The organism is Cellulomonas sp. URHB0016 (genome assembly GCF_054057935.1).
On sequence record NZ_JBSRZU010000001.1, the window covers coordinates 2,170,716 to 2,189,461 of the forward strand.

Here is an 18,746-nt window from a genome sequence, read left to right on the forward strand (position 1 = left end):
CCTTCGTCCAGAGGGTGAGCGCCGGGAGACGCCCGGGACACGGCACCAGGAGGAGACATGGCCCAGTACCTGCTCAGCGTGATGGAACCGACCGGCGGCACCCCCGACCCCGAGCTTCTCCGGCAGATCATCCAGGACGTCGAGGCGCTCGACCGGACGATGCGCGACGAGGGCGTGTGGGTGTTCGCCGGCGGGCTGCACCAGCCGGACACGGCGACCGTGCTGCGCGCCCAGGACGGCCGGGTCGTCGTGACCGACGGGCCGTTCGCCGAGGGCAAGGAGCATCTCGGGGGCTTCACGATCATCGACGTGGACGACCTCGACGTGGCCCTCGACTGGGGCAAGCGCCTCGCGGTCGCCACGACGCTGCCGATCGAGGTGCGACCGTTCCGGTCATGACGCCGGACGGGTCGCCGGAGCGGTCGCCCGACCGGTCGCCCGACCGGTCGGCGGACGCCGAGCGGCAGGTCGCGGCCGTGTTCCGGGCGGAGCACGGCCGGGCCGTGGCGGTCCTCGCCCGGCAGTTCGGCGACCTCGGGGTGGCCGAGGAGGCCGTGCAGGAGGCGTTCGTCGTCGCCCTGCGCCGCTGGCCCACCGACGGGGTGCCGGGCAGTCCGGCGGGCTGGATCGTCACGACCGCCCGTCGCCGGGCCATCGATCACCTGCGACGCGAGTCGTCCCGGGCGGACCGGTACGCCCAGGCCGCCCTGCTGCACGCCCGTGACGAGCCGCCGGAGGTGGGACCCGTGCACGACGACCGGCTCCGCCTGCTGTTCACGTGCTGCCACCCGGCGCTCGCCCAGCCCGCCCAGGTGGCGCTCACCCTGCGCCTGCTCGGCGGCCTGACGACGACGGAGATCGCGCGTGCGTTCCTCGTCCCCGACGCGACGATGGCGCAACGGATCGTGCGCGCGAAGGCGAAGATCCGCGACGCGCGCATCCCCTACCGGGTACCCGGAGACGCCGACCTGCCCGACCGGCTGGCGGGCGTGCTCGCCGTCGTCTACCTCGTGTTCACCGCCGGTCACACGGCGGGCGCCGGGGACGCGCTCGTGCGGGAGGACCTGTGCGCGGAGGCGATCCGGCTCGGCCGGCTCCTCGTCGAGCTCATGCCCGACGAACCCGAGGCGGTCGGCCTGCTCGCCCTGATGCTGCTCGTCGACTCGCGGCGCGCCACGCGGGTCGACGCGCGCGGGCTCGTGCTGCTCGCCGACCAGGACCGGCACCGGTGGGACGCCGACGAGCTCGCCGAAGGCCGGCTGCTCGTGCGGCAGTGCCTGCGGCGCGGGCGTCCCGGGCCTTACCAGGTGCAGGCGGCGATCCAGGCGGTGCACAGCGACCCGGGGTCGACCGACTGGGCGCAGGTCGTCGCGCTCTACGACCAGCTCCGCGCCCTCGCGCCGAGCCCGGTCGTCGAGCTCAACCGGGCCGTCGCGGTCGCCGAGGTGGACGGGCCGGCGGCCGGTCTCGCGCTCGTCGACGACCTCCCGCTCGACGGCTTCCACGTGTTCCACGCGGTGCGGGCCGACCTGCTCCGGCGGCTCGGCCGGGCGGCTGAGGCGGCCGACGAGTACGACGCGGCGATCGCCGGGACGGACAACGCCGCGGAGCGGGCGCACCTCACGCGGATGCGCGACGGGCTCCCGCAGGGCTGAGACCGTTTTGGCCCGCGTCCGGTCCGCACGCCCCCGGCTCGGGCACGGGCAGGCGCGCACCCGCGCCGACGGTCCGAAGGCCTACGAACCGGCCACGCTCGGCGCGTCCGCGTGAGAAACTCGGCTCCCTTCCGCGGTCCGCCCAGGCCCGTCGACGTCCCGTCCGGGAGGCAGTGCCGCCACCGGGAGCACCATGACCACCCTCACCTGGCGCCCGGACCGTGGCCGCACGGCTCGTCGGACGCTCACGACGGCGCTGCTGCTCGGCGCGCTCACCCTCGTCCCCGTGGCGCCGGCGGGAGCCTCCACCGCGGACCCGAGCGAGGCGATGACTTCCGTACCCGCCACCGGGCTGCCCGGTGACGGCTCCTCGACCGCGGTCACGGACGCCGACGAGACTGACACCGCCCACGCCCACGCCAGCACCGAGGCGCAACCGACCTCGGCGCCCCAGGTGCTCCCCGCGGAACCGCTCGCGGCGGAGGAGCCGGACCCGCCGGCAATGACCTGGGTGGTCCAGGCCGACGTCCACGGCTTCACGGTCGCCTGGTCGACGCCCATCAATGGCCCACGGCCGACGGGCTACCACGTGACCGTCTGGGCGCCGGGCGAGACGAACCCGTTCGTCGATGTGCGCGTGAGCGACCAGAGGGTCGTCGTGACAGGGCTGCTCGAGGGCACGACCTACGCCGTGGACGTGCGCTCCGTCGTCGGCACGCAGGAGTCGGCGGCCACGCGCATGGACGTGTCGACCCGCGTCGAGACCTTTCCGCCGGTCGGCAACCTGGAGTCGGCGACCAAGATCCCGGGCGGGGGCGGATACCGGATCGACGGTTGGGCCGTCGATGTCGACACGGCCGGCCCCATCCACGTCCTGCTCAAGCTCGACTTCAATGCCACGCTGATCGCCGACGTGTACGCCGACGGCAACCGACCCGACGTCGGTGCCGCCTACCCGGGGACCGGCGACCAGCACGGGTTCTCGTACACGTGGGCGGGCGCGACGAGCGCGAACATCGTGGGCCTGCACCGGCTCTGCCTCTGGGCGGAGGACGTGGACACGTCGGGATACCGGCGCCAGTCGAGGCTCGACTGCACGACGATCTCGTTCGAGCCGACGCAGCCGCTGGTCGGGAACTTCGAGGCGCTGACCCGGTCCGGCCCGGCGATGACGCTCAGCGGCTGGGCGTTGGAGCCGTCCGGCGGCGCCGACGTCCTGGCTGTCGTCGAGATCGACGGTGAGCTCGAGTCCCTCCACCCGTACCAGCCGACGGACGTCGTCCGGAGCGACGTGGCAGCGGCCTACCCCGGCACGGGCGCTCAGCACGGGTTCTCCTCCACGGTCAAGGTGGGTCCCGGGGGGCACCGGGTGTGCGTCGGTGCGGTGAGGAAGTCGGACCTCGAGGAGACGGTCGCGCCGCTGGGGTGCCGCACCGTCGGCGCTGACCCGACGATCCCGATCGGGAACTTCGAGAGCCTGGTCGCCGTGGGCCAGAACCTCCAGCTCTCCGGCTGGGCCGTCGACCCGCAGGTTGCCGGTCCCGTCGACGTCGACGTACACCTCGACGGCGCGCTGGTGGCGACGATGACCACGACCACGACGCGCGCGGACGTCGGGCGCGTCTACCCCGGGACGGGCAACCTGCACGGCTACTCCGGGTCGGTGCAGGCGACTCCCGGTTCGCACCAGGTGTGCCTGACCACGCCCGACCCCGACTACCCGGAGGGCATCTCCTTGGGGTGCCGCACGGTGTCGGTGGTCAACCGGACACCGGTGGGGAACTACGAGTCACTGACCGCCGCCGGGTCGACGGTGACGCTGTCCGGGTGGGCGCTCGACCCCGACACGACCGGACCGATCGACGTGCACCTCTACGTCGACGGCGGCTGGGGCGGGGCGCTCCGCACCACCGGGGTGCGCAACGACGTCGCCGCGGCCTACCCGGGCACCGGCAACCAGCACGGCTTCTCGACGTCCTTCACGGCCGGCACCGGGACCCACCAGGTCTGCGCCTACGCGATCGACCCGGCGATCCCGACGGTGAACCAGCCGCTGGGGTGCCGGACCGTGACGGTGACCAACAAGCTGCCGCTGGGCAACCTCGAAGCCCTGACCGCCGCCGGGTCGACGCTCACGTTCTCCGGGTGGGCGCTCGACCCCGACACGACCGGACCGATCGACGTGCACCTCTACGTCGACGGCGGCTGGGGCGGGGCGCTCCGCACCACCGGGGTGCGCAACGACGTCGCCGCGGCCTACCCGGGCACCGGCAACCAGCACGGCTTCTCGACGTCCTTCACGGCCGGCACCGGGACCCACCAGGTCTGCGCCTACGCGATCGACCCGGCGATCCCGACGGTGAACCAGCCGCTGGGGTGCCGGACCGTGACGGTGACCAACAAGCTGCCGCTGGGCAACCTCGAAGCCCTGACCGCCGCCGGGTCGACGCTCACGTTCTCCGGGTGGGCGCTCGACCCCGACACGACCGGACCGATCGACGTGCACCTCTACGTCGACGGCGGCTGGGGCGGGGCGCTCCGCACCACCGGGGTGCGCAACGACGTCGCCGCGGCCTACCCGGGCACCGGCAACCAGCACGGCTTCTCGACGTCCTTCACGGCCGGCACCGGGACCCACCAGGTCTGCGCCTACGCGATCGACTCGACCACCCCGACGATGAACCAGCCCCTGGGGTGCCGCACGGTCGCCGTCCGCTGACGCCTCTGATGCGCAACCGCAACGTGTCACTCATGTCCGTGACCTCCGGGTAGGTGCCAGGATGACTGACCGGCGGGCCGGATCTCGAGACGGCTCACGCGGTCACCGCCGACCGGCCAGAACGGAGCACCTCGTGTGCTCACCCCTGCGTGGCCCGCGCACCCTCGTCGTCGCGGCGCTGCTGGGCGCCCTCTCCCTGCTCCCGCTGGCGCCCGCGCAAGCGGCGACGAGCCCGCACCGCCCGGTCGGTTGGCTGGACTCGGCGACCCAGATCCCCGGTCAGGACGCGTACAGCTTCGCCGGCTGGGTGGCCGACCAGGACGTCGCCGGCCCGATCCACTTCGCGGCCAGGATCGACGGCGAACTGCAGCCGGTCTACGACTCGCTCGCGGACGGTGTCCGGCCGGACGTCGGCGCTGCCTACCCGGGGACGGGCGACCTGCACGGGTTCAGCTTCGAGTGGTGGCCGTCCATCGCCACCCCGACCACGGGTACGCACGAGGTCTGCTTCTCGGCGCTGGAACCGGGTGAGCCGGCCGGGCTGGACGAGACGAACGTGGGCTGCACGACCATCACGCTCCCGCCCCTGTTCGATCGGCTGGTGGGCACCTTCGAGGAGATGAGCAGGTCGGGGTCGGGCATCACCTTCCGCGGCTGGGCCATGGAGCCGTCGGGCCGCAACGAGGCGAAGGTGTACATCGAGTACGACCCCGGCCTCCCGTCCGCCCGCGTGAGCGGCTACGTCGACACCGACGTGGTGCGCTACGACGTCGCGGCTGCCTACCCCGGCATGGGCGCGCAGCACGGCTTCACCTACACGATGCCCTCCGACCCCGGCTACCACTCGGCGTGCGTCTGGGCGCTCCTGCCGGGGAGGGACCTCAAGTCGAAGAGGCTGCTCGGCTGCAAGGAGGTGGGACCTGACAGCACCGTCCCGTTCGGCAACTTCGAGTCCCTCGCGAGCACCTCACGTGGTCTGGAGCTCGCCGGTTGGGCGCTCGACCCGCAGGTCCCGGGACCGATCGCTATCGACGTCTATCTCGACGACGCGTTGGCCACGACGGTCAGCACCACGACGGCACGCGCCGACGTGGGCCGGGCGTACCCGGGGACGGGCGACCAGCACGGCTACTCGGCGACGCTCCCGGCGACGCCCGGCCCCCACTGGGTGTGCCTGCGCACGAAGGACCCGAGCTACGGCGTGGACGTGTCCCTGGGCTGCCGCAAGGCGACGGTGACCGCGCCGGTGGACCGCCTGCCGTTCGGCAACGTCGAGGCGCTCACCTCCAAGGGGCTGACCGTGACGTTCTCGGGGTGGGCGCTCGACCCGGACACGGCCGGCCCGATCGACGTGCACCTCTACGTCAACGGCGCCTGGGGCGGTGCGCTCCGCACGACGGGTGTCCGCACCGACGTCGCGGCCGCGTACCCCGGCACCGGTGACAAGCACGGCTTCTCGACGACGTTCACGGCCGGTCCCGGCACGCACAACGTCTGCGCGTACGCGATCAACACGACGTCGAGCGCGAGCACGTCGCTCGGCTGCCGCACCGTCACGGTGGCGAACAAGCTGCCGCTCGGGAACTTCGAGTCGCTGAGCAGGGTGGACTCCAAGGTCACGCTGGGCGGGTGGGCCCTCGACCCGGACACCGCAGGTCCGATCGAGGTGCACGTGTACGTCAACGGCCGCTGGGGCGGCGCGCTCACCACGTCGCTCGTCCGTACGGACGTCGGTCGGGCGTACCCGGGCACGGGCGACCTGCACGGGTTCACCACGTCGTTCGTGGCCGGGCCGGGCACGCACCAGGTCTGCCTGTACGCGATCGACACCGACACCCGGCAGAACACGACGGTCGGCTGCCGGAGCATCGCCGTCCCCTGAGACGGTCGCAGGTCGGACGGCCCCGCTCCTCGTCGAGGAGCGGGGCCGTCCGTCCCGGCGCCGGCCGTCCGGCGTCGCACGCGGCACACGGCCGTCGGCAGGACGGGGGCCGGGCGGGCGACCACGATGGGGTGATGACCGAACCGCACACGTGGACCGTCGACGACCACCTCCGGGATGCGCCTCCCGAGCACGTGACGCTCTACCGGGCGGTCGTCGCGCTCATCGAGGCGTGCGGGCCCGTCGAGGTGGCCGTGCACAAGACGACGATCACGTTCAAGGGCACGCGGCGCGGGTTCGCCGGCGCCCGGCCCGACCACCGTGGCGTCGTCGGCTACCTCGACCTGATGCGGCCCGTCGACACCGATCCGCGGATCACGAACGTCGCGCCGTACACGCACCGGCTGTTCGTCAACCACTTCCGGGTCCGGTCGGCCGACGACCTCGACGACACGTTCACCGAGTGGGTCCGCGAGGCGTACGCCGTGGGTGCGGGAGCCCACCTGGACTGACCACCGCACGTCCCGGCGAGCGGGTCCCGCGCCGGACCGGGCACTCGCGGGGCGCACGTCGCGCGCCGCGGCCTGAGGGCGGCCCGTGGCCGTTCCGCCACGCCCTCCCCGAAGGCGTCGCGACCCGAAACCGGTTCTGCGGGCCAGCGGGCGTCTGTCACGATCCTGCCGTGACCACCTCCGACGAGTGCGTGTTCTGCCGGATCGTCCGCGGCGAGCTGCCGTCGAGCCGCGTGTCGGAGTCCGACACCGTGCTCGCCCTCATGGACATCGACCCCGTCACCGAGGGCCACGTGCTCGTCATCCCGAAGACGCACCTGCCCGACCTCGGCGACCTGCCCGACGACCTCGCGGCCGAGATGTTCGCCGTCGCACGGCAGGTCGCCGCAGCCCTCCGGCGGGCGCCCCTGCGCTGCGAGGGCGTGAACCTCTTCTACGCCGACGGTGAGGCGGCCTTCCAGGAGGTCTTCCACTCGCACCTGCACGTGATCCCCCGGTTCCGCGGGGACGGGTTCACCATCGCGGCCCGGTGGGGCTCGGAACCCGGCCGGGACCGGCTCGACGGCCATGCGGAGGCGATCAGGGCGGCGCTGCTCGCGCCCTGACACGCCGCTCCGCGACCCCGCGGATCCCGGTGACCTGTGAAGCGTCCCGTCCACGACCCTCGCCGCGCCGCCTCCCGATGAGGGACGGGCCGCAGCGCGACAGACCGTCAGACCGGCTTGCGGGCCTCGACGAGGAACCGCGTCGAGTGCGCGACGAACGGGCCGTCCTGCTCGATCCGCTCGTGGAGGTCGTGGAGCTGCGGCAGGTACGCGTCGACGGTGAACCCCGGCACCATCCAGATGACCTTGCGCAGGAACCAGACGACGGCGCCGATGTCGTGGAACTCGATGCGCAGCTCCGCGTCCTGGAGGTTCACGACGTCGAGGCCGGCCGCCGTCGCGCGGGCAACGTCGTGGTCGGGGTGCCGGACGTCCCGCGTCTCGGGCGGCTGCGGCCCGAGGAAGTGCTCGACGACCTCGAACGCGCTGTGCGGGCCGACGTGCTGCGCGAGGTAGCTGCCGCCGGGGCGCAGCACGCGGGCGATCTCGTCCCACCAGACGGTGACGGGGTGCCGGCTCACCACCAGGTCGAACGCCGCGTCCCCGAACGGCAGCGGGGGCTCGTCCGGGTCGACGACGAGCGCGGCGCCGAGCGGGTGCAGGCGCGCCGTGGCGGTGGCCACGTTCGGCGGCCACGACTCGGTCGCCACCACCAGCGCGGGGCGACGGGAGGTGGTGGCGAGAGCCGTGGCGAGCACCTCGCCGCCGCCGGTCTGGATGTCGAGCACCGCCGACGCGCCGCCGAGCCGGTCGGCGAGCGTCCGGGCATAGCCCCACGACGGCCGCTCCTCGGTGGCCCGGCCGTCGAGCCAGGAGAAGTCCCAGCCCTCCATCGGCGCGGCGGCGGCCTCGGCGACGAGCTCGTCGAACGTCCTGGTCATGCCGGTCATCCTGCCCGCCGCGAACCGCGCACGACGACCGGATACCGCTAGGCGGCGGCGTCGAGCAGCTCGCCGAGGCGGCTGAGGATCGGGCTGCGCCAACCGGCGGTCATGAACCGGCGGGAGAGCTGGTCGACGCCGAGGTCCGGGTCGAACCCGACCTGCTCCAGGAGCAGCCGCGTGCCGGTGCCCTCCGGGTGCAGGGTCCACGTCACCGTCGTCTGCATCGCGTTGCCGCCCTCGGCGTCGGCCCACGAGATGCGCAGCAGCCGCGGCGGCTCGACGGCGAGGACGGTGCTGGCGACGATGCCGGAGAACTTCGTGGCCTCGACCGGGCGGCCCTGCATGGTGAACCGGTGGCCCACCTCGGCGCGGAAGTCGTTCGGCATGAGCCACTGCGCCATGAGCTCGGGCGTGGTCAGGGCGCGCCAGACGCGCTCGGGGGCGTGCGGGTAGAACGCGTCGACGGTGATCGTCGAGGGGTCGTCCGGCGCGTCGAGGGTGGGGTCGGTGGTCATCGTCGTCCTTCGTGGTCGAGCTGATCGGGCATCGGGTCAGGCATCTGGTCCAGGACCGTGCCGAGGTCGCGCATGCGGCCCCGCCAGAACCGTTCGTACGGGGTGAGCCAGTCGGCGAGCTCCCGCAGTGGGCCGGGCGTCACGGTGTAGTAGCGGTTCCGGCCGCTCGTGCGCTCGTCGACCAGGCCACCGTCCCGGAGGGCGGCGAGGTGCTCCGACACGCTGGGGCGGGCCATGTCGAACCGGGCGGCGAGCTCGGAGACCGTCTGCTCGCGGTCCAGGAGCGCGTCGAGGATGTCGCGGCGGGTCGGGTTCGCCAGGGCGCCGACGAGCCGGTCGAGGGGCGAGTCCTTGGTGCGGCGGGGCACGTCAGGTCCGCTCGGGCATGGTCACGTGGACCACTATACGTAGGGTATTTCCTACGCGTCAATGCCGCAGCGAGCGGACGCTCAGAGGATGGGCGGCCCTTGCCGGATCCGCTCCCTCAAGGTGTCCGGCGTCGCCGTCCTCGGGTCCCACCGCGACTCGATGAACCACGTGGCGCCCGCCTCCGCGAGCGCCCGCGCGACCGTCACCGCCTCCTGCGGGTCGTCCGGCAGGACGCCCTGCACCACCACCTCGAACGGCACCGGACCCGGCTCCCGGTGTGCGCGCACCCACGCGACGACCTCGGCGACCTCCGCCGGGGTCATCGACTCCTGCGCCCGCTCGCCCCGCAGCTGCGGTACGACGCCGTCCCAGCGGACCGTCCGGCCCATGGACCGCTCGCTCGGGAACGACCCGATGACCCACACCGGGATGCGCGGCTGCTGCAAGGGGCGGGGCAGCAGCTGCATGTCGGTGATGGTGTGGTGCGTGCCGGCGTAGGAGAACTTCTCGCCGCTGAACGCGTGCTCGAGGATCGCGAGGTTCTCGTCGAGGAGCTCGGCACGCCGTCGACGGTCCGGGGCCTCGGCCGCCACGCCCGTCACGGCGCGGTCGTCGGGCACGCCCAGACCGACCGGCAGCACCACCCGACCGCCGGAGAGGTGGTCCACGGTGACCGCCTGCTTCGCGAACACCCACGGCCGGCGCCTGGGCAGCGCGAACACCAGCGCACCGAGCCGGATCTTCGACGTGCGGACGGCCGCCGCGGCGAGCACCGCCCAGGGGTCCCACGCCTCCATGCCGTCCAGCGCGACGCCGTCCCAGGTGAAGAACCCGTCCCAACCGTGCGTCTCGGCCTCGACCGCCATGTCGACGACCTCGACGACGGACCCGAACGACCCGACGAACCCGAACCTCATGACGTCCTCCCCGGCAGCTCGTACTCGAAACTCACACGGTGCGTGCCGTCCTCGTCGACGCTCATGGAGCCGGTGCCGGTGATCCCCTCGAGGCCGCCCGTGCCGCTCGACGGCACGATCGAGAACGCGAGGTCCACCCGGTCGGTGCCGTGGGTCGTGGCCGCGTGGACGTAGTTGAAGGTGCCGCCGACGCCGCCGAGAGCACCCTCGAACGACTCCATCGCCACGTAGGTGCCGACCCCCTTCTCGGGGTCGAACGCCGAGGTGAACAAGGTGGTCGACCGCCCCTCGACGGCCCCCGCGTACTGCTTCACCATCGTCGCGACGCCCACCAGCAACGCCGTCGGGACCTGGTCCGCCTCGACCGCCACCGATCCGAACCCGTCCGCCTGGAATGTCCCGTCCGCGATCACCTGGGCACCGTACCGACCACCTCCGACACCGGCATCACGCCGGGTCGGCGGCCGCCTCCGCCGCGCCGACCGGCGTCCCCGACGAGACGGGCGACTGCGAGCCGCACCACCGGACCCGAAAAGAGGGGCGGCGGAGCGGGCGGGCTGGAACCATGCCGACATGAGCCCCGACCTGCTGCTGCGCCCCCTGACCCCCGAGGACGAGTCCCAGGCATGGGCCGCGCACGACGAGCTCGCACCGGAGGGCTTCGAGTTCCTGCTCGACGGCCGCCGCGACGACTGGCCCGGTTACCTCGCGCAGCTAGCCCGCGAGCACGACGGCGTCGACCTGCCGCCCGGCCGGGTGCCCGCCACCTTCGCCGTCGCGGTCGTGGACGGCGACATCGTCGGGAGGGTGTCCGTCCGGCACGAGCTCAACGACTTCCTCGCGCGTGTCGGCGGCCACATCGGCTACGCGGTCCGGCCCGCGTTCCGCCGACGCGGGTACGCGACCGAGATCCTGCGCCAGTCGCTCGCCCTCGCCCGGACGGTCGGCGTCGAGAACGCACTGGTGACGTGCGACGACGACAACGTCGCGTCCGCCCGCACGATCGAGCGCTGCGGCGGCGTGCTGGAGAACGTGGTGCAGGGTGACGACGGCCCGCCGAAGCGCCGCTACTGGGTGAGCACCGCGACCTGACCCCTCTCCCGGACGCGCCGGCCCGCCGGCCGCCGCCTCGAACGGACGCACCGTCCGACCCGCCGCCGATCCTCGCCTCCGGCCTCCCGGGCCACCCAGGCTGTCGACACCAACATCGCGTTCGACCGGACGCCCGCTGTCGACCGCGATGTTGGTGTCGCCGAGGTCTGCGCTCGGCGAGAACGGGCCGACCTGCTCAGGTCTGCGGGGACCCGTGATGCCACAGCACCGCGGGCGCCCCCGCCTCACCGGTGTCGTGGACGACGACCGCACGACCGTCGGGGAGGCGCACGTGGCGCTCGTCGGGCATACGCCGGACTCTAGGCATGGTTCCCGACACACCGCCGCCTCCGGGGGCGGCTGCGGCGGAATGGACCGACGAGGCCGCAGACCGGGCGTCGACGACGTCGGCGTGCTGCTCCGGGCCTGCGGAGTCCCGAACCGCGCCAGGGAACGAACCCGCACGACGGAACGGGCCCACGGACCGCGGGCGAGCTGCACCTGCGAGCCGATCGCCTGAGACGGGCTGAAGGGCGCGGCCCGACGACGGCACGATGGCTCTCATGACCACCGTGCGACGCGCGACCCCGGCCGACCTCGACGAGATCACCCCGCTGTTCGAGCAGTACCTCGCGTTCTACCGGCGAGAGCACCCGCCGGAGGCGGTCCGGGAGTTCCTGGCCCACCGGATCCTCGGCGACGACAGCGTCGTGCTCGTCGCCGAGTCGGACGGCGCCGTCGTCGGGGTCGCCCGGTGCTTCCCGACGTGGTCGTCGCTGAGCCTGGCACCCGCCTGGGTGCTGAACGACCTGTTCGTCGACCCGGGCGCGCGTGGCACCGGAGCCGGTCGCGCGCTCGTCCGCGCCGCGAAGGAGGAGGGGGCGGCGATCGGGGCGGTGTACGTGGCGCTCGAGACCGGGCGGGACAACGTCGTCGGGCAGACGCTCTACGCGTCGGAGGGTTTCGTGCGCGACGACGACAACCTGCACTACGCGGCGCCCGTCGGGCTCCTCGTCGAGACGGCGGGACCGGCTCCCTCCCTGGAGTGAGCATGGCCGGGGGCGCGGGCCCGGCGCAGCGCTCACGGACCCGACGACCTGGCGCGGCACGACGGCGGCCCGACGCCGATGCCGCCCGCTCGACCTACGCGTCGGGGTGCAGCAGAGCGTGCATGTGCACGTCGTGCCGGCCGTCCGCCTGCGGCCAGAACGACCGCAGGGTGCCCTCCAGGCCGAACCCGCACCGTTCGGCGACCCGGCAGGACGCGACGTTCCTCGTCGAGTGCTCGAGCTGGAGCCGCTGCACGCCGAGATCGAGCAGCCACGTCGCGACGAGAGTCGTCGCCCGGGTCGCCACACCCCGCCCACGTGCGCCGGGTACCACCCAGTACGCGATGCCGCCCACGCCCCCGTCCAGGTTCAGGCGGTTCACCCCCGTGCGTCCGACGAGCCGGCCGTCCTCGGTGACCGCCCATTCCGCGCCGGTCTCCGACGCCCACATGGCGGTGCGCGCGGCGACCCAGGCGGCGGCCTCGTCGTCCGTCAGCGAGCGGACGTGCCAGCGCTGGATCTCGGGGTCGGTGTAGGCGGCGACCACGGCGTCGACGTCCTGTGCGGACCAGGGCCGCAGCACGAGCCCGTCGACGGCGAGCTCGGGCTGGGGCCGGCCGCTCAGGGTCCCGGGCGGCAGGGTGGGGGCGACGAGGGCGGGCACGACGACACGGTTCCACAGCGCGCGCGGTCGGTGCGAGGCCCAGGACGGACGGGTGCCACAGGACGGTCCGGCTCCCGCGGCGCTGGGCACGGAGCCCGACGGGAACAACCCGAGGTGCCGTCCGACCTTCCCGTGCGCCACGATGGGCGCGACCCACCCGCCGACCCCGGAGCGGCCCATGCGACACCCCCGCAGGCACGTGCACCGCTTCGACAAGTTCATGCGCTCCACCGGTCCGGCGGAGGTCCTGTACGGGGCGGTGGTCTCCGGCGCCGTGCTGGCCGTGACGAGCGCGAACGCCGAGACGGGCGAGAACGTCGTCATCTCGACGGCGCTGGTGTCGGCCACCTACTGGCTGGCGCACGTGTACGCCGACGCGATCGGCGGCCGGTTCGAGGACACGGACCACAGCACCGGCCACCGGCTGCGGCACGCGCTGGGCAACAACCTCGGGGTGCTGTTCGGGAGCATCCCGCCGCTCGTGGTGTTCGTGCTCGGCCGGCTGGTCGGTCAGGACGTGTCCGACGCCGCCATCAGCGCGCTGTGGTTCACGGTGCTGCTGCTGATGGTGTCCGCGGCGGTGGCGGCCCACAAGGCCGGGGCACGCGGCGCGGCGCTGCTCGGTGAGACGGCGATCGCGGGCGGCTTCGGGGCGGTCGTGATCCTGCTCAAGGTCGTCCAGCACTGACCCGGACGGGGCACGTACCACCCGAACCGCCGCACGACGGACGCCGCCGGCCCGAGGTCCCGCGAACTCCACCCGGAACTCACCCGCGATCCACCCGAGTGGCCGTCACGCCTGCGTGACGGCGCGCCTAGCGTTCGGCGCGTGACCCAGCCACAGCCGCCCGCGGACTACTACCCGGACCCGTCCGGCGCCCTTCAGGAGCGCTACTGGGACGGCCTGGCGTGGACGGCGCACACCCGGCCGTTCCAGCCCCCGGCGCCCACGCCCGCGCCTGTGCCGGCACCGGCGCCGACCATGCCGCCCGGCTTCGGACCTGGGCCCGCGCCGACGGGCTACGGGTTCCCGCCGAGCCAGCCGTTCGGCGCCGGAGCCGGCCCGACGGCAGGCGGCGCGATCGGGTCGCTCGTCGGCTCCTTGCTCACGGCGGCGACGAGCCAGGCGACGCAGGCCAGCGCCGCGGTGAACGAGAGGGGCGTGCTGGCCGCGGGCCAGGACTTCTACCGCGGTCACCAGCGCACCGTCGACACCGTCGCGGGTGGCGCGCTCGTCGCCGAAGGACTCGTGGGCCTCGACGGGCCCGGTGGTGACAGCCGGCCGGGCCTCGGTGGTGCGATCAAGGGGGTGCTGGTCGGACTGGTGTTCGCCGGTGTCGCCCTGGTGATCGGCCTCGTGATGCCCTCGGGCGAGATCCCGGGCGGCATCCGGACCTCCGGCACCGTGACGAACGTGTCCCGCAGCACGTCCGACGGGTCGCAGACCTGCGGCATCGACGTGGAGTACCACGTCGACGGGCAGACGTTCACCACGGCACCGGGCTACTCGTCGTCGGACCTGTGCAGCAAGTCCCGCGGCTCGACGGTCGACGTGTTCTACGACCCCGCGGACCCGGCGCACGCCGCCATGCCCACGCCGGTGTTCATGCGGATGATCCCCTGGGTGTTCTTCGCGGTGGGGCTGCTGATCGCCGTCACCTCGGCCGTGCAGGTGGTCCTGCGCGGCGCGGCGCTCGGTGCGGGCGGATGGCTGCTCTGGCGCGGCCTGCGCGGCCGGGGGGCATCGGGCGCCTGACGCGCACCATGACGCGGCGCGTCAGGGTGGCGGACAGGGCGGCCTGACCGGGAGACTGTCCCCGGCCCCACCCCCAGCCGCCCGGGAGCGCGATGGACCTGTTGCTCACCCTCGTCGGCGGCGTCGCCTGGACCGTCGTGTACGTCGCGGCCATCCGCATCGGGTTCCGGCAGCGGACGTACGCGATCCCGGTCGCCGCGCTGGCGCTGAACTTCGCGTGGGAGGTCGTCTACACCGTCCACAGCCTGTCGTCGGTGGACGTGCAGACGTTCGTCAACGCCACCTGGATGGTCGCGGACCTGGTCATCGTCGTCACCTTCTTCCGGTTCGGTCGCGGTGAGCTGCCGGGGTTCGTCACGCGCGGCCTGTTCGTCGGGTGGAGCGTGGTCCTGTTCGTGACGGCGTTCGCGGTGCAGCTGCTGTTCCTCGAGAAGTTCGGCGCGGACGACGCGGCCCGCTACTCCGCGTTCCTGCAGAACCTGCTCATGTCCGGGCTGTTCGTGGCGATGTTCGTGGCCCGCCGCGGCCTGCGGGGCCAGTCCCGCACCATCGCGGTCGCGAAGCTCGTCGGCACGGCGGCGTTCACGGTGCTCGTCGGGGTGGTCGACGGGTCGCTGTTCATCCTCGGGCTCGGCGTGCTGACCGCGGTCCTCGACGCGGTGTACCTGTGGCTCGTCTGGCGTGCGCCCGCCCTGGTCCACGAGCCGGTCCGGCCGTCGCCCGTGCCGACGGAGGTGTGACGATGCCCGTCATGCCCGGCCTCGAGCGCATCGCCGTCCTGTCCGACGTGCACGGCAACCTGACCGCGTTCGAGGCGGTCCTGCGGGACATCGACGCCCGCGGCATCACCACGATCCTCAACCTCGGGGACGTCGTCGGGAAGGGGCCGCGGGGGTCGGCGGCGGTGGCCCTGAGCCGCGCGCGCTGCGCCGTGACGGTCCGCGGCAACTGGGACGACTTCCTGCCCGACCTCCCGCCCGACCACGAGAGCCCCGGGCTGAGGTGGTGGAACGCCGAGCTCACCGAGGACGACCGGCAGTGGTTGCGCGGCCTGCCGCTCGTGCACCACCTGACCCTGAGCGGCCGGCGTATCCGGCTGGTCCACGCGTCGGCGCACAGCGTGTACACGCGAGTGCACTTCCAGCACACCGACGACGAGTTCGACGGCATGTTCGCCACCACGGAGCTCACCGGCGACGGCCCACCCCCGGACCTCGTCGCGTACGGGGACATCCACGACGTGTACGTCGAGGTGCGCGAGGGCCGGACGCTGCTGAACGTCGGCAGCGCCGGCAACCCGCTCGACGAGCCGACCGCCGCCTACGTGATCCTCGAGGGTGTGCCGGGCGGGACGGCGTCCGACGTGTTCGGCCTCCAGGTGGTGCGCGTGCCGTTCGACGTCGAGGCGGAGATCGCGGTGGCCCGTGCGGCCGGGATGCCCGAGCTGGCGCAGTACGCCGTCGAGCTCCGCACGGCCGTGTTCCGCCAGGCCCATGCCGACCGCGGCCTGGTCTACGTCGACGCCTGACCGCGCCCTACGGTGGTCCGGTGCACCTGAGAGACGCGACCGACGACGACCGCGACCTGCTGCTCGACCTGCTGCTGGAGGCCTACAACTGGACGGGCGAGCCCCGGTTCACACGTGAGTGGCTGACCACCGACCCGCACACCGCCCGCTACCTCGACGGCTGGAAGCGCCCTGACGACCTCGGGCTCGTGGCGGTGGACCACGCGGGTGCGGCGCTCGGTGCGGTCTGGGCGCGCACCCTGCCCGCGTCCGCACCCGGGTTCGGCTACGTCGCCGACGACGTCCCCGAGCTGAGCATGGCCGTCCTGCCCGGCGCGCGCGGCCGGGGTGTGGGGGCGGCGCTCCTCGCCGGGATCCTGGACCGGGCGCGGGACGCCGGGAGGTCGGCGGTGAGCCTGAGCGTCGAGGACGGGAACACCGTCGCGCGGAGCCTGTACGAGCGGCACGGCTTCGTGGTGGTGGGCCGCGAGGGCGGGTCGGACACGATGCTGCGCGAGCTCTGACGAACTGGTACCCGCGGGGGGCTGAAGGTTCGGCCGGCGCGGCCGATAGGAGGGCATCGCCCCTCTGATGGAAAGGCTCGGCCGATGTCCGGCGTCACCGCGCGACACCAGCAGTCCCTCAGCGACCTCCGCGCGCTGCGCTCGTCCGGCGCCGGGCTCGACGGGCACCCCCTGAGCCCCGCGACGTTGCACGCGCTCGACCACGACATCGCCCTGCTGGAGCAGCTCCTCTCGTTCGAGGGCTGACCCGCTGCGCTCGTTCGAGGGCTGACCCGCTGCTCGCGTTCGAGGTCTCACCCGCTGCTCGCGTTCGAGGTCTCACCCGCGGCCGCCGCGACTGGACCGCCCGGGCCATCACGGCGGGCGCCGCGGCCCGCCGCCGAGCCCGCCGCGACGCCGCCGGGCCGCTACGTCCTGTCGATCGCGGCGACGATCACCGCCGCGAGCGCCGCAGGCTTCGTGAGCTGAGGCCAGTGGCCCGTGGGCAGGTCGACGATCTCGTGGTCCTTCATCCGGGACAGCTCCCGCACGAAGGGGTGCCCGGCGGCGACGAGCTCGCGCAGCTGGTCCCCCGTCATCGACGAGGCGACCACCGTGGTCGGCACGTCGTACCTGCGCTCGTCGGACACGTGCAGCGGATCCGTCGAGACCCGCTCCGGGGACGGGATCGCCATGGCCTGGAAACGCGCGGTCAGGGCCTCGTCGAAGTCTCGCAGGTCGCTCTCCTCGAACGCCCCGAGGTCGGGGAGGGGGATCTCGCCGTTCTCGGCGGGGAACTCGTCGTTGACGATCGCGCCCTCCCCCGCCGGACCCGCGTCGACGTAGATGGCCCGCGCCACCCGGCCGGGACGCGCGTCGGCCGCTCCCGAGATCACGGACGCGCCGCCCGAGTGACCCACCAGCACCACGGGCCCGTCGGTGGCGTCGACGCGGGCCACGACCGCGTCCACGTGGTCCTGGAGCGAGATGCCCGACCGGTCCGCGTCACGCGACTCCAGGCCGGGCGGCGTCACCGGTTCCGGTTCGTGGCCCGCCGCCTCGATGCCGGGCACCACCTCCGCCCAAGACGCGCCGTCGAGCCACAGACCGGGGACCAGGATGACCTTCATCCGTCGACCGTAGGACAGACCTCCGACATCGACGCGTACCGGTCCACCAGCTCCGCCCCGAGCCCGGCGAGCTCGGCGCGGACCTCGTGCGGGCCGAGCACCTCGACGGTGCCCCCGAACCCGGCGAGGTGCTCGGCGACGGACCGCGCGGTGTGCGACGAGACGCGCATCAGCACCCGCCCGTCGTCGGCGTCCCCGACCACGGTCGCGTGCCGCCCGAGCCGGTCCCGCAGCACCCGGACCAGCGGCCCGGGGACCGCCACGGTGGCGCCGACCTGGCCACGCCGTGACTCGACCTCGTCGACCACCTGCTCCCAGACGGCCGCCACGTCGAGACCGTCGGGCCGCGCCGCCGGCGTGCCGAGCACCGTGAGCGCCCGCACCCGGTCCACCCGGAACGTGCGCCGGCCGGCCGGCGTGCCCGCCACGAGATACCAGACGTCGCCCTTGTCGACGAGGCCCCACGGGTCGACGGTCCGGTCGCTGACGCCGCGCGACCGGCCGTCGTAGGTGATCGTCACCTGCCGCCGCCGGACAACCGCGTCCTGCAGCTCGTCGACCCACGGCGGGCTGGCCCGCGCCGTCGCGCCCCAGCCCGTGGCATCGACGACGACCGCCCGGCCGGCGGCCTCGGCGTCCGCGCGGAACGTCTCGGGCAGCGCCCGCACGAGCTTGCGGAGGGCCGAGGTGGCCGCCGCCGACCGGCCCGAGGTCGGCCCGACGAGCAGGAACAGGGCCTGCGCCTCCGACGCGGTCAGGCCCGTCAGGTCCGTCCGGGCGCCCCCGACGAGGGTCCACCCCCCACCTCGACCGGGCTGCGGGTACACGGGCACGCCGGCGGACGAGAGCGCCTCCAGGTCGCGCCGGGCCGTCGCCACGGACACCTCCAGCTCATGGGCGACCTCGGCCGCGGTCACCCGGCCGCGCGACTGCATGAGCAGGAGGGTGGCCACCAGCCGGTCCGCGCGCATGCTCCCAGAGTCGCAT

The 18,746-nt window shown here is 73.7% G+C and carries 22 protein-coding genes; 14 read left to right on the top strand and 8 right to left on the bottom strand.

Annotated elements, in window-relative coordinates:
- Positions 1–57 precede the first annotated feature (57 nt).
- From ACVW07_RS09975 to ACVW07_RS10000, 6 genes are all read left to right on the top strand, one after another.
- On the top strand, positions 58–399 hold the full coding sequence (locus ACVW07_RS09975) for a YciI family protein (protein ID WP_456819093.1): 342 nt from the start codon (positions 58–60) through the stop codon (positions 397–399).
- Entirely contained in the window at positions 396–1,655 is a 1,260-nt protein-coding gene (locus ACVW07_RS09980; protein ID WP_456819094.1) for an RNA polymerase sigma factor, read from the top strand. The genes ACVW07_RS09975 and ACVW07_RS09980 overlap by 4 nt, the downstream gene beginning before the upstream one ends.
- A 193-nt stretch (positions 1,656–1,848) precedes the next feature.
- Complete coding sequence (locus tag ACVW07_RS09985; RefSeq protein WP_456819095.1) at positions 1,849–4,374, top strand: fibronectin type III domain-containing protein; 2,526 nt, start codon at positions 1,849–1,851, stop codon at positions 4,372–4,374.
- A 133-nt stretch (positions 4,375–4,507) separates the two neighbouring features.
- Positions 4,508–6,256, top strand: coding sequence for a hypothetical protein (locus ACVW07_RS09990; protein ID WP_456819096.1), 1,749 nt, complete (start codon positions 4,508–4,510; stop codon positions 6,254–6,256).
- A gap of 134 nt (positions 6,257–6,390) precedes the next feature.
- The gene (locus ACVW07_RS09995) at positions 6,391–6,768 is read left to right on the top strand and encodes a DUF5655 domain-containing protein (RefSeq protein WP_456819097.1); all 378 of its coding nucleotides are present in this window, start codon (positions 6,391–6,393) and stop codon (positions 6,766–6,768) included.
- A gap of 170 nt (positions 6,769–6,938) precedes the next feature.
- Positions 6,939–7,373, top strand: a complete 435-nt coding sequence (locus ACVW07_RS10000) for an HIT family protein (RefSeq protein WP_456819098.1) — start codon at positions 6,939–6,941, stop codon at positions 7,371–7,373.
- A gap of 107 nt (positions 7,374–7,480) precedes the next feature.
- Here the strand turns inward: ACVW07_RS10000 and ACVW07_RS10005 are convergent, their stop codons facing one another.
- The 5 genes from ACVW07_RS10005 to ACVW07_RS10025 form a co-directional block, all read right to left on the bottom strand.
- Complete coding sequence (locus ACVW07_RS10005) at positions 7,481–8,254, bottom strand: class I SAM-dependent methyltransferase (protein WP_456819099.1); 774 nt, start codon at positions 8,252–8,254, stop codon at positions 7,481–7,483.
- A gap of 47 nt (positions 8,255–8,301) precedes the next feature.
- Complete coding sequence (locus tag ACVW07_RS10010; protein WP_456819100.1) at positions 8,302–8,772, bottom strand: SRPBCC family protein; 471 nt, start codon at positions 8,770–8,772, stop codon at positions 8,302–8,304.
- Positions 8,769–9,140: an ArsR/SmtB family transcription factor gene (locus tag ACVW07_RS10015; protein WP_456819101.1), complete on the bottom strand. Its 372-nt coding sequence runs from the start codon at positions 9,138–9,140 to the stop codon at positions 8,769–8,771. The genes ACVW07_RS10010 and ACVW07_RS10015 overlap by 4 nt, the downstream gene beginning before the upstream one ends.
- A gap of 81 nt (positions 9,141–9,221) precedes the next feature.
- Complete coding sequence (locus ACVW07_RS10020; protein WP_456819102.1) at positions 9,222–10,058, bottom strand: LLM class flavin-dependent oxidoreductase; 837 nt, start codon at positions 10,056–10,058, stop codon at positions 9,222–9,224.
- The gene (locus tag ACVW07_RS10025; RefSeq protein WP_456819103.1) at positions 10,055–10,471 is read right to left on the bottom strand and encodes a DUF3224 domain-containing protein; all 417 of its coding nucleotides are present in this window, start codon (positions 10,469–10,471) and stop codon (positions 10,055–10,057) included. The genes ACVW07_RS10020 and ACVW07_RS10025 overlap by 4 nt, the downstream gene beginning before the upstream one ends.
- A gap of 160 nt (positions 10,472–10,631) precedes the next feature.
- On the opposite strand from ACVW07_RS10025, the gene ACVW07_RS10030 reads away from it, so the two are divergent.
- Both ACVW07_RS10030 and ACVW07_RS10035 read left to right on the top strand, forming a co-directional pair.
- Positions 10,632–11,150 carry a GNAT family N-acetyltransferase gene (locus ACVW07_RS10030; protein WP_456819104.1) on the top strand — a complete coding sequence of 173 codons (519 nt, stop codon included), beginning with the start codon at positions 10,632–10,634 and terminating at the stop codon, positions 11,148–11,150.
- Positions 11,151–11,713: 563 nt separating this feature from the next.
- Positions 11,714–12,199, top strand: coding sequence for an N-acetyltransferase family protein (locus ACVW07_RS10035; protein WP_456819105.1), 486 nt, complete (start codon positions 11,714–11,716; stop codon positions 12,197–12,199).
- A gap of 94 nt (positions 12,200–12,293) precedes the next feature.
- Here ACVW07_RS10035 and ACVW07_RS10040 read toward each other — a convergent pair whose 3' ends face one another.
- On the bottom strand, positions 12,294–12,863 hold the full coding sequence (locus tag ACVW07_RS10040) for a GNAT family N-acetyltransferase (protein ID WP_456819106.1): 570 nt from the start codon (positions 12,861–12,863) through the stop codon (positions 12,294–12,296).
- Positions 12,864–13,041: 178 nt separating this feature from the next.
- On the opposite strand from ACVW07_RS10040, the gene ACVW07_RS10045 reads away from it, so the two are divergent.
- The 6 genes from ACVW07_RS10045 (at position 13,042) to ACVW07_RS10070 (ending at position 16,896) form a co-directional block, all read left to right on the top strand.
- On the top strand, positions 13,042–13,551 hold the full coding sequence (locus ACVW07_RS10045) for a hypothetical protein (protein WP_456819107.1): 510 nt from the start codon (positions 13,042–13,044) through the stop codon (positions 13,549–13,551).
- A gap of 141 nt (positions 13,552–13,692) precedes the next feature.
- Positions 13,693–14,619: a DUF2510 domain-containing protein gene (locus ACVW07_RS10050; RefSeq protein WP_456819108.1), complete on the top strand. Its 927-nt coding sequence runs from the start codon at positions 13,693–13,695 to the stop codon at positions 14,617–14,619.
- 92 nt (positions 14,620–14,711) lie between these two features.
- Positions 14,712–15,359 (top strand): transmembrane-type terpene cyclase, encoded by a 648-nt coding sequence (locus ACVW07_RS10055; RefSeq protein WP_456819109.1) that lies wholly within the window; start codon positions 14,712–14,714, stop codon positions 15,357–15,359.
- Between the two features lie 2 nt (positions 15,360–15,361).
- Positions 15,362–16,147: a metallophosphoesterase family protein gene (locus tag ACVW07_RS10060; protein ID WP_456819110.1), complete on the top strand. Its 786-nt coding sequence runs from the start codon at positions 15,362–15,364 to the stop codon at positions 16,145–16,147.
- Positions 16,148–16,167: 20 nt separating this feature from the next.
- On the top strand, positions 16,168–16,650 hold the full coding sequence (locus tag ACVW07_RS10065) for an N-acetyltransferase family protein (RefSeq protein WP_456819111.1): 483 nt from the start codon (positions 16,168–16,170) through the stop codon (positions 16,648–16,650).
- Positions 16,651–16,734: 84 nt separating this feature from the next.
- Entirely contained in the window at positions 16,735–16,896 is a 162-nt protein-coding gene (locus tag ACVW07_RS10070) for a hypothetical protein (protein ID WP_456819112.1), read from the top strand.
- 161 nt (positions 16,897–17,057) lie between these two features.
- Here the strand turns inward: ACVW07_RS10070 and ACVW07_RS10075 are convergent, their stop codons facing one another.
- Positions 17,058–17,759: an alpha/beta fold hydrolase gene (locus tag ACVW07_RS10075; RefSeq protein WP_456819113.1), complete on the bottom strand. Its 702-nt coding sequence runs from the start codon at positions 17,757–17,759 to the stop codon at positions 17,058–17,060.
- Complete coding sequence (locus ACVW07_RS10080) at positions 17,756–18,730, bottom strand: helix-turn-helix transcriptional regulator (protein ID WP_456819114.1); 975 nt, start codon at positions 18,728–18,730, stop codon at positions 17,756–17,758. The genes ACVW07_RS10075 and ACVW07_RS10080 overlap by 4 nt, the downstream gene beginning before the upstream one ends.
- Positions 18,731–18,746 lie beyond the last annotated feature (16 nt).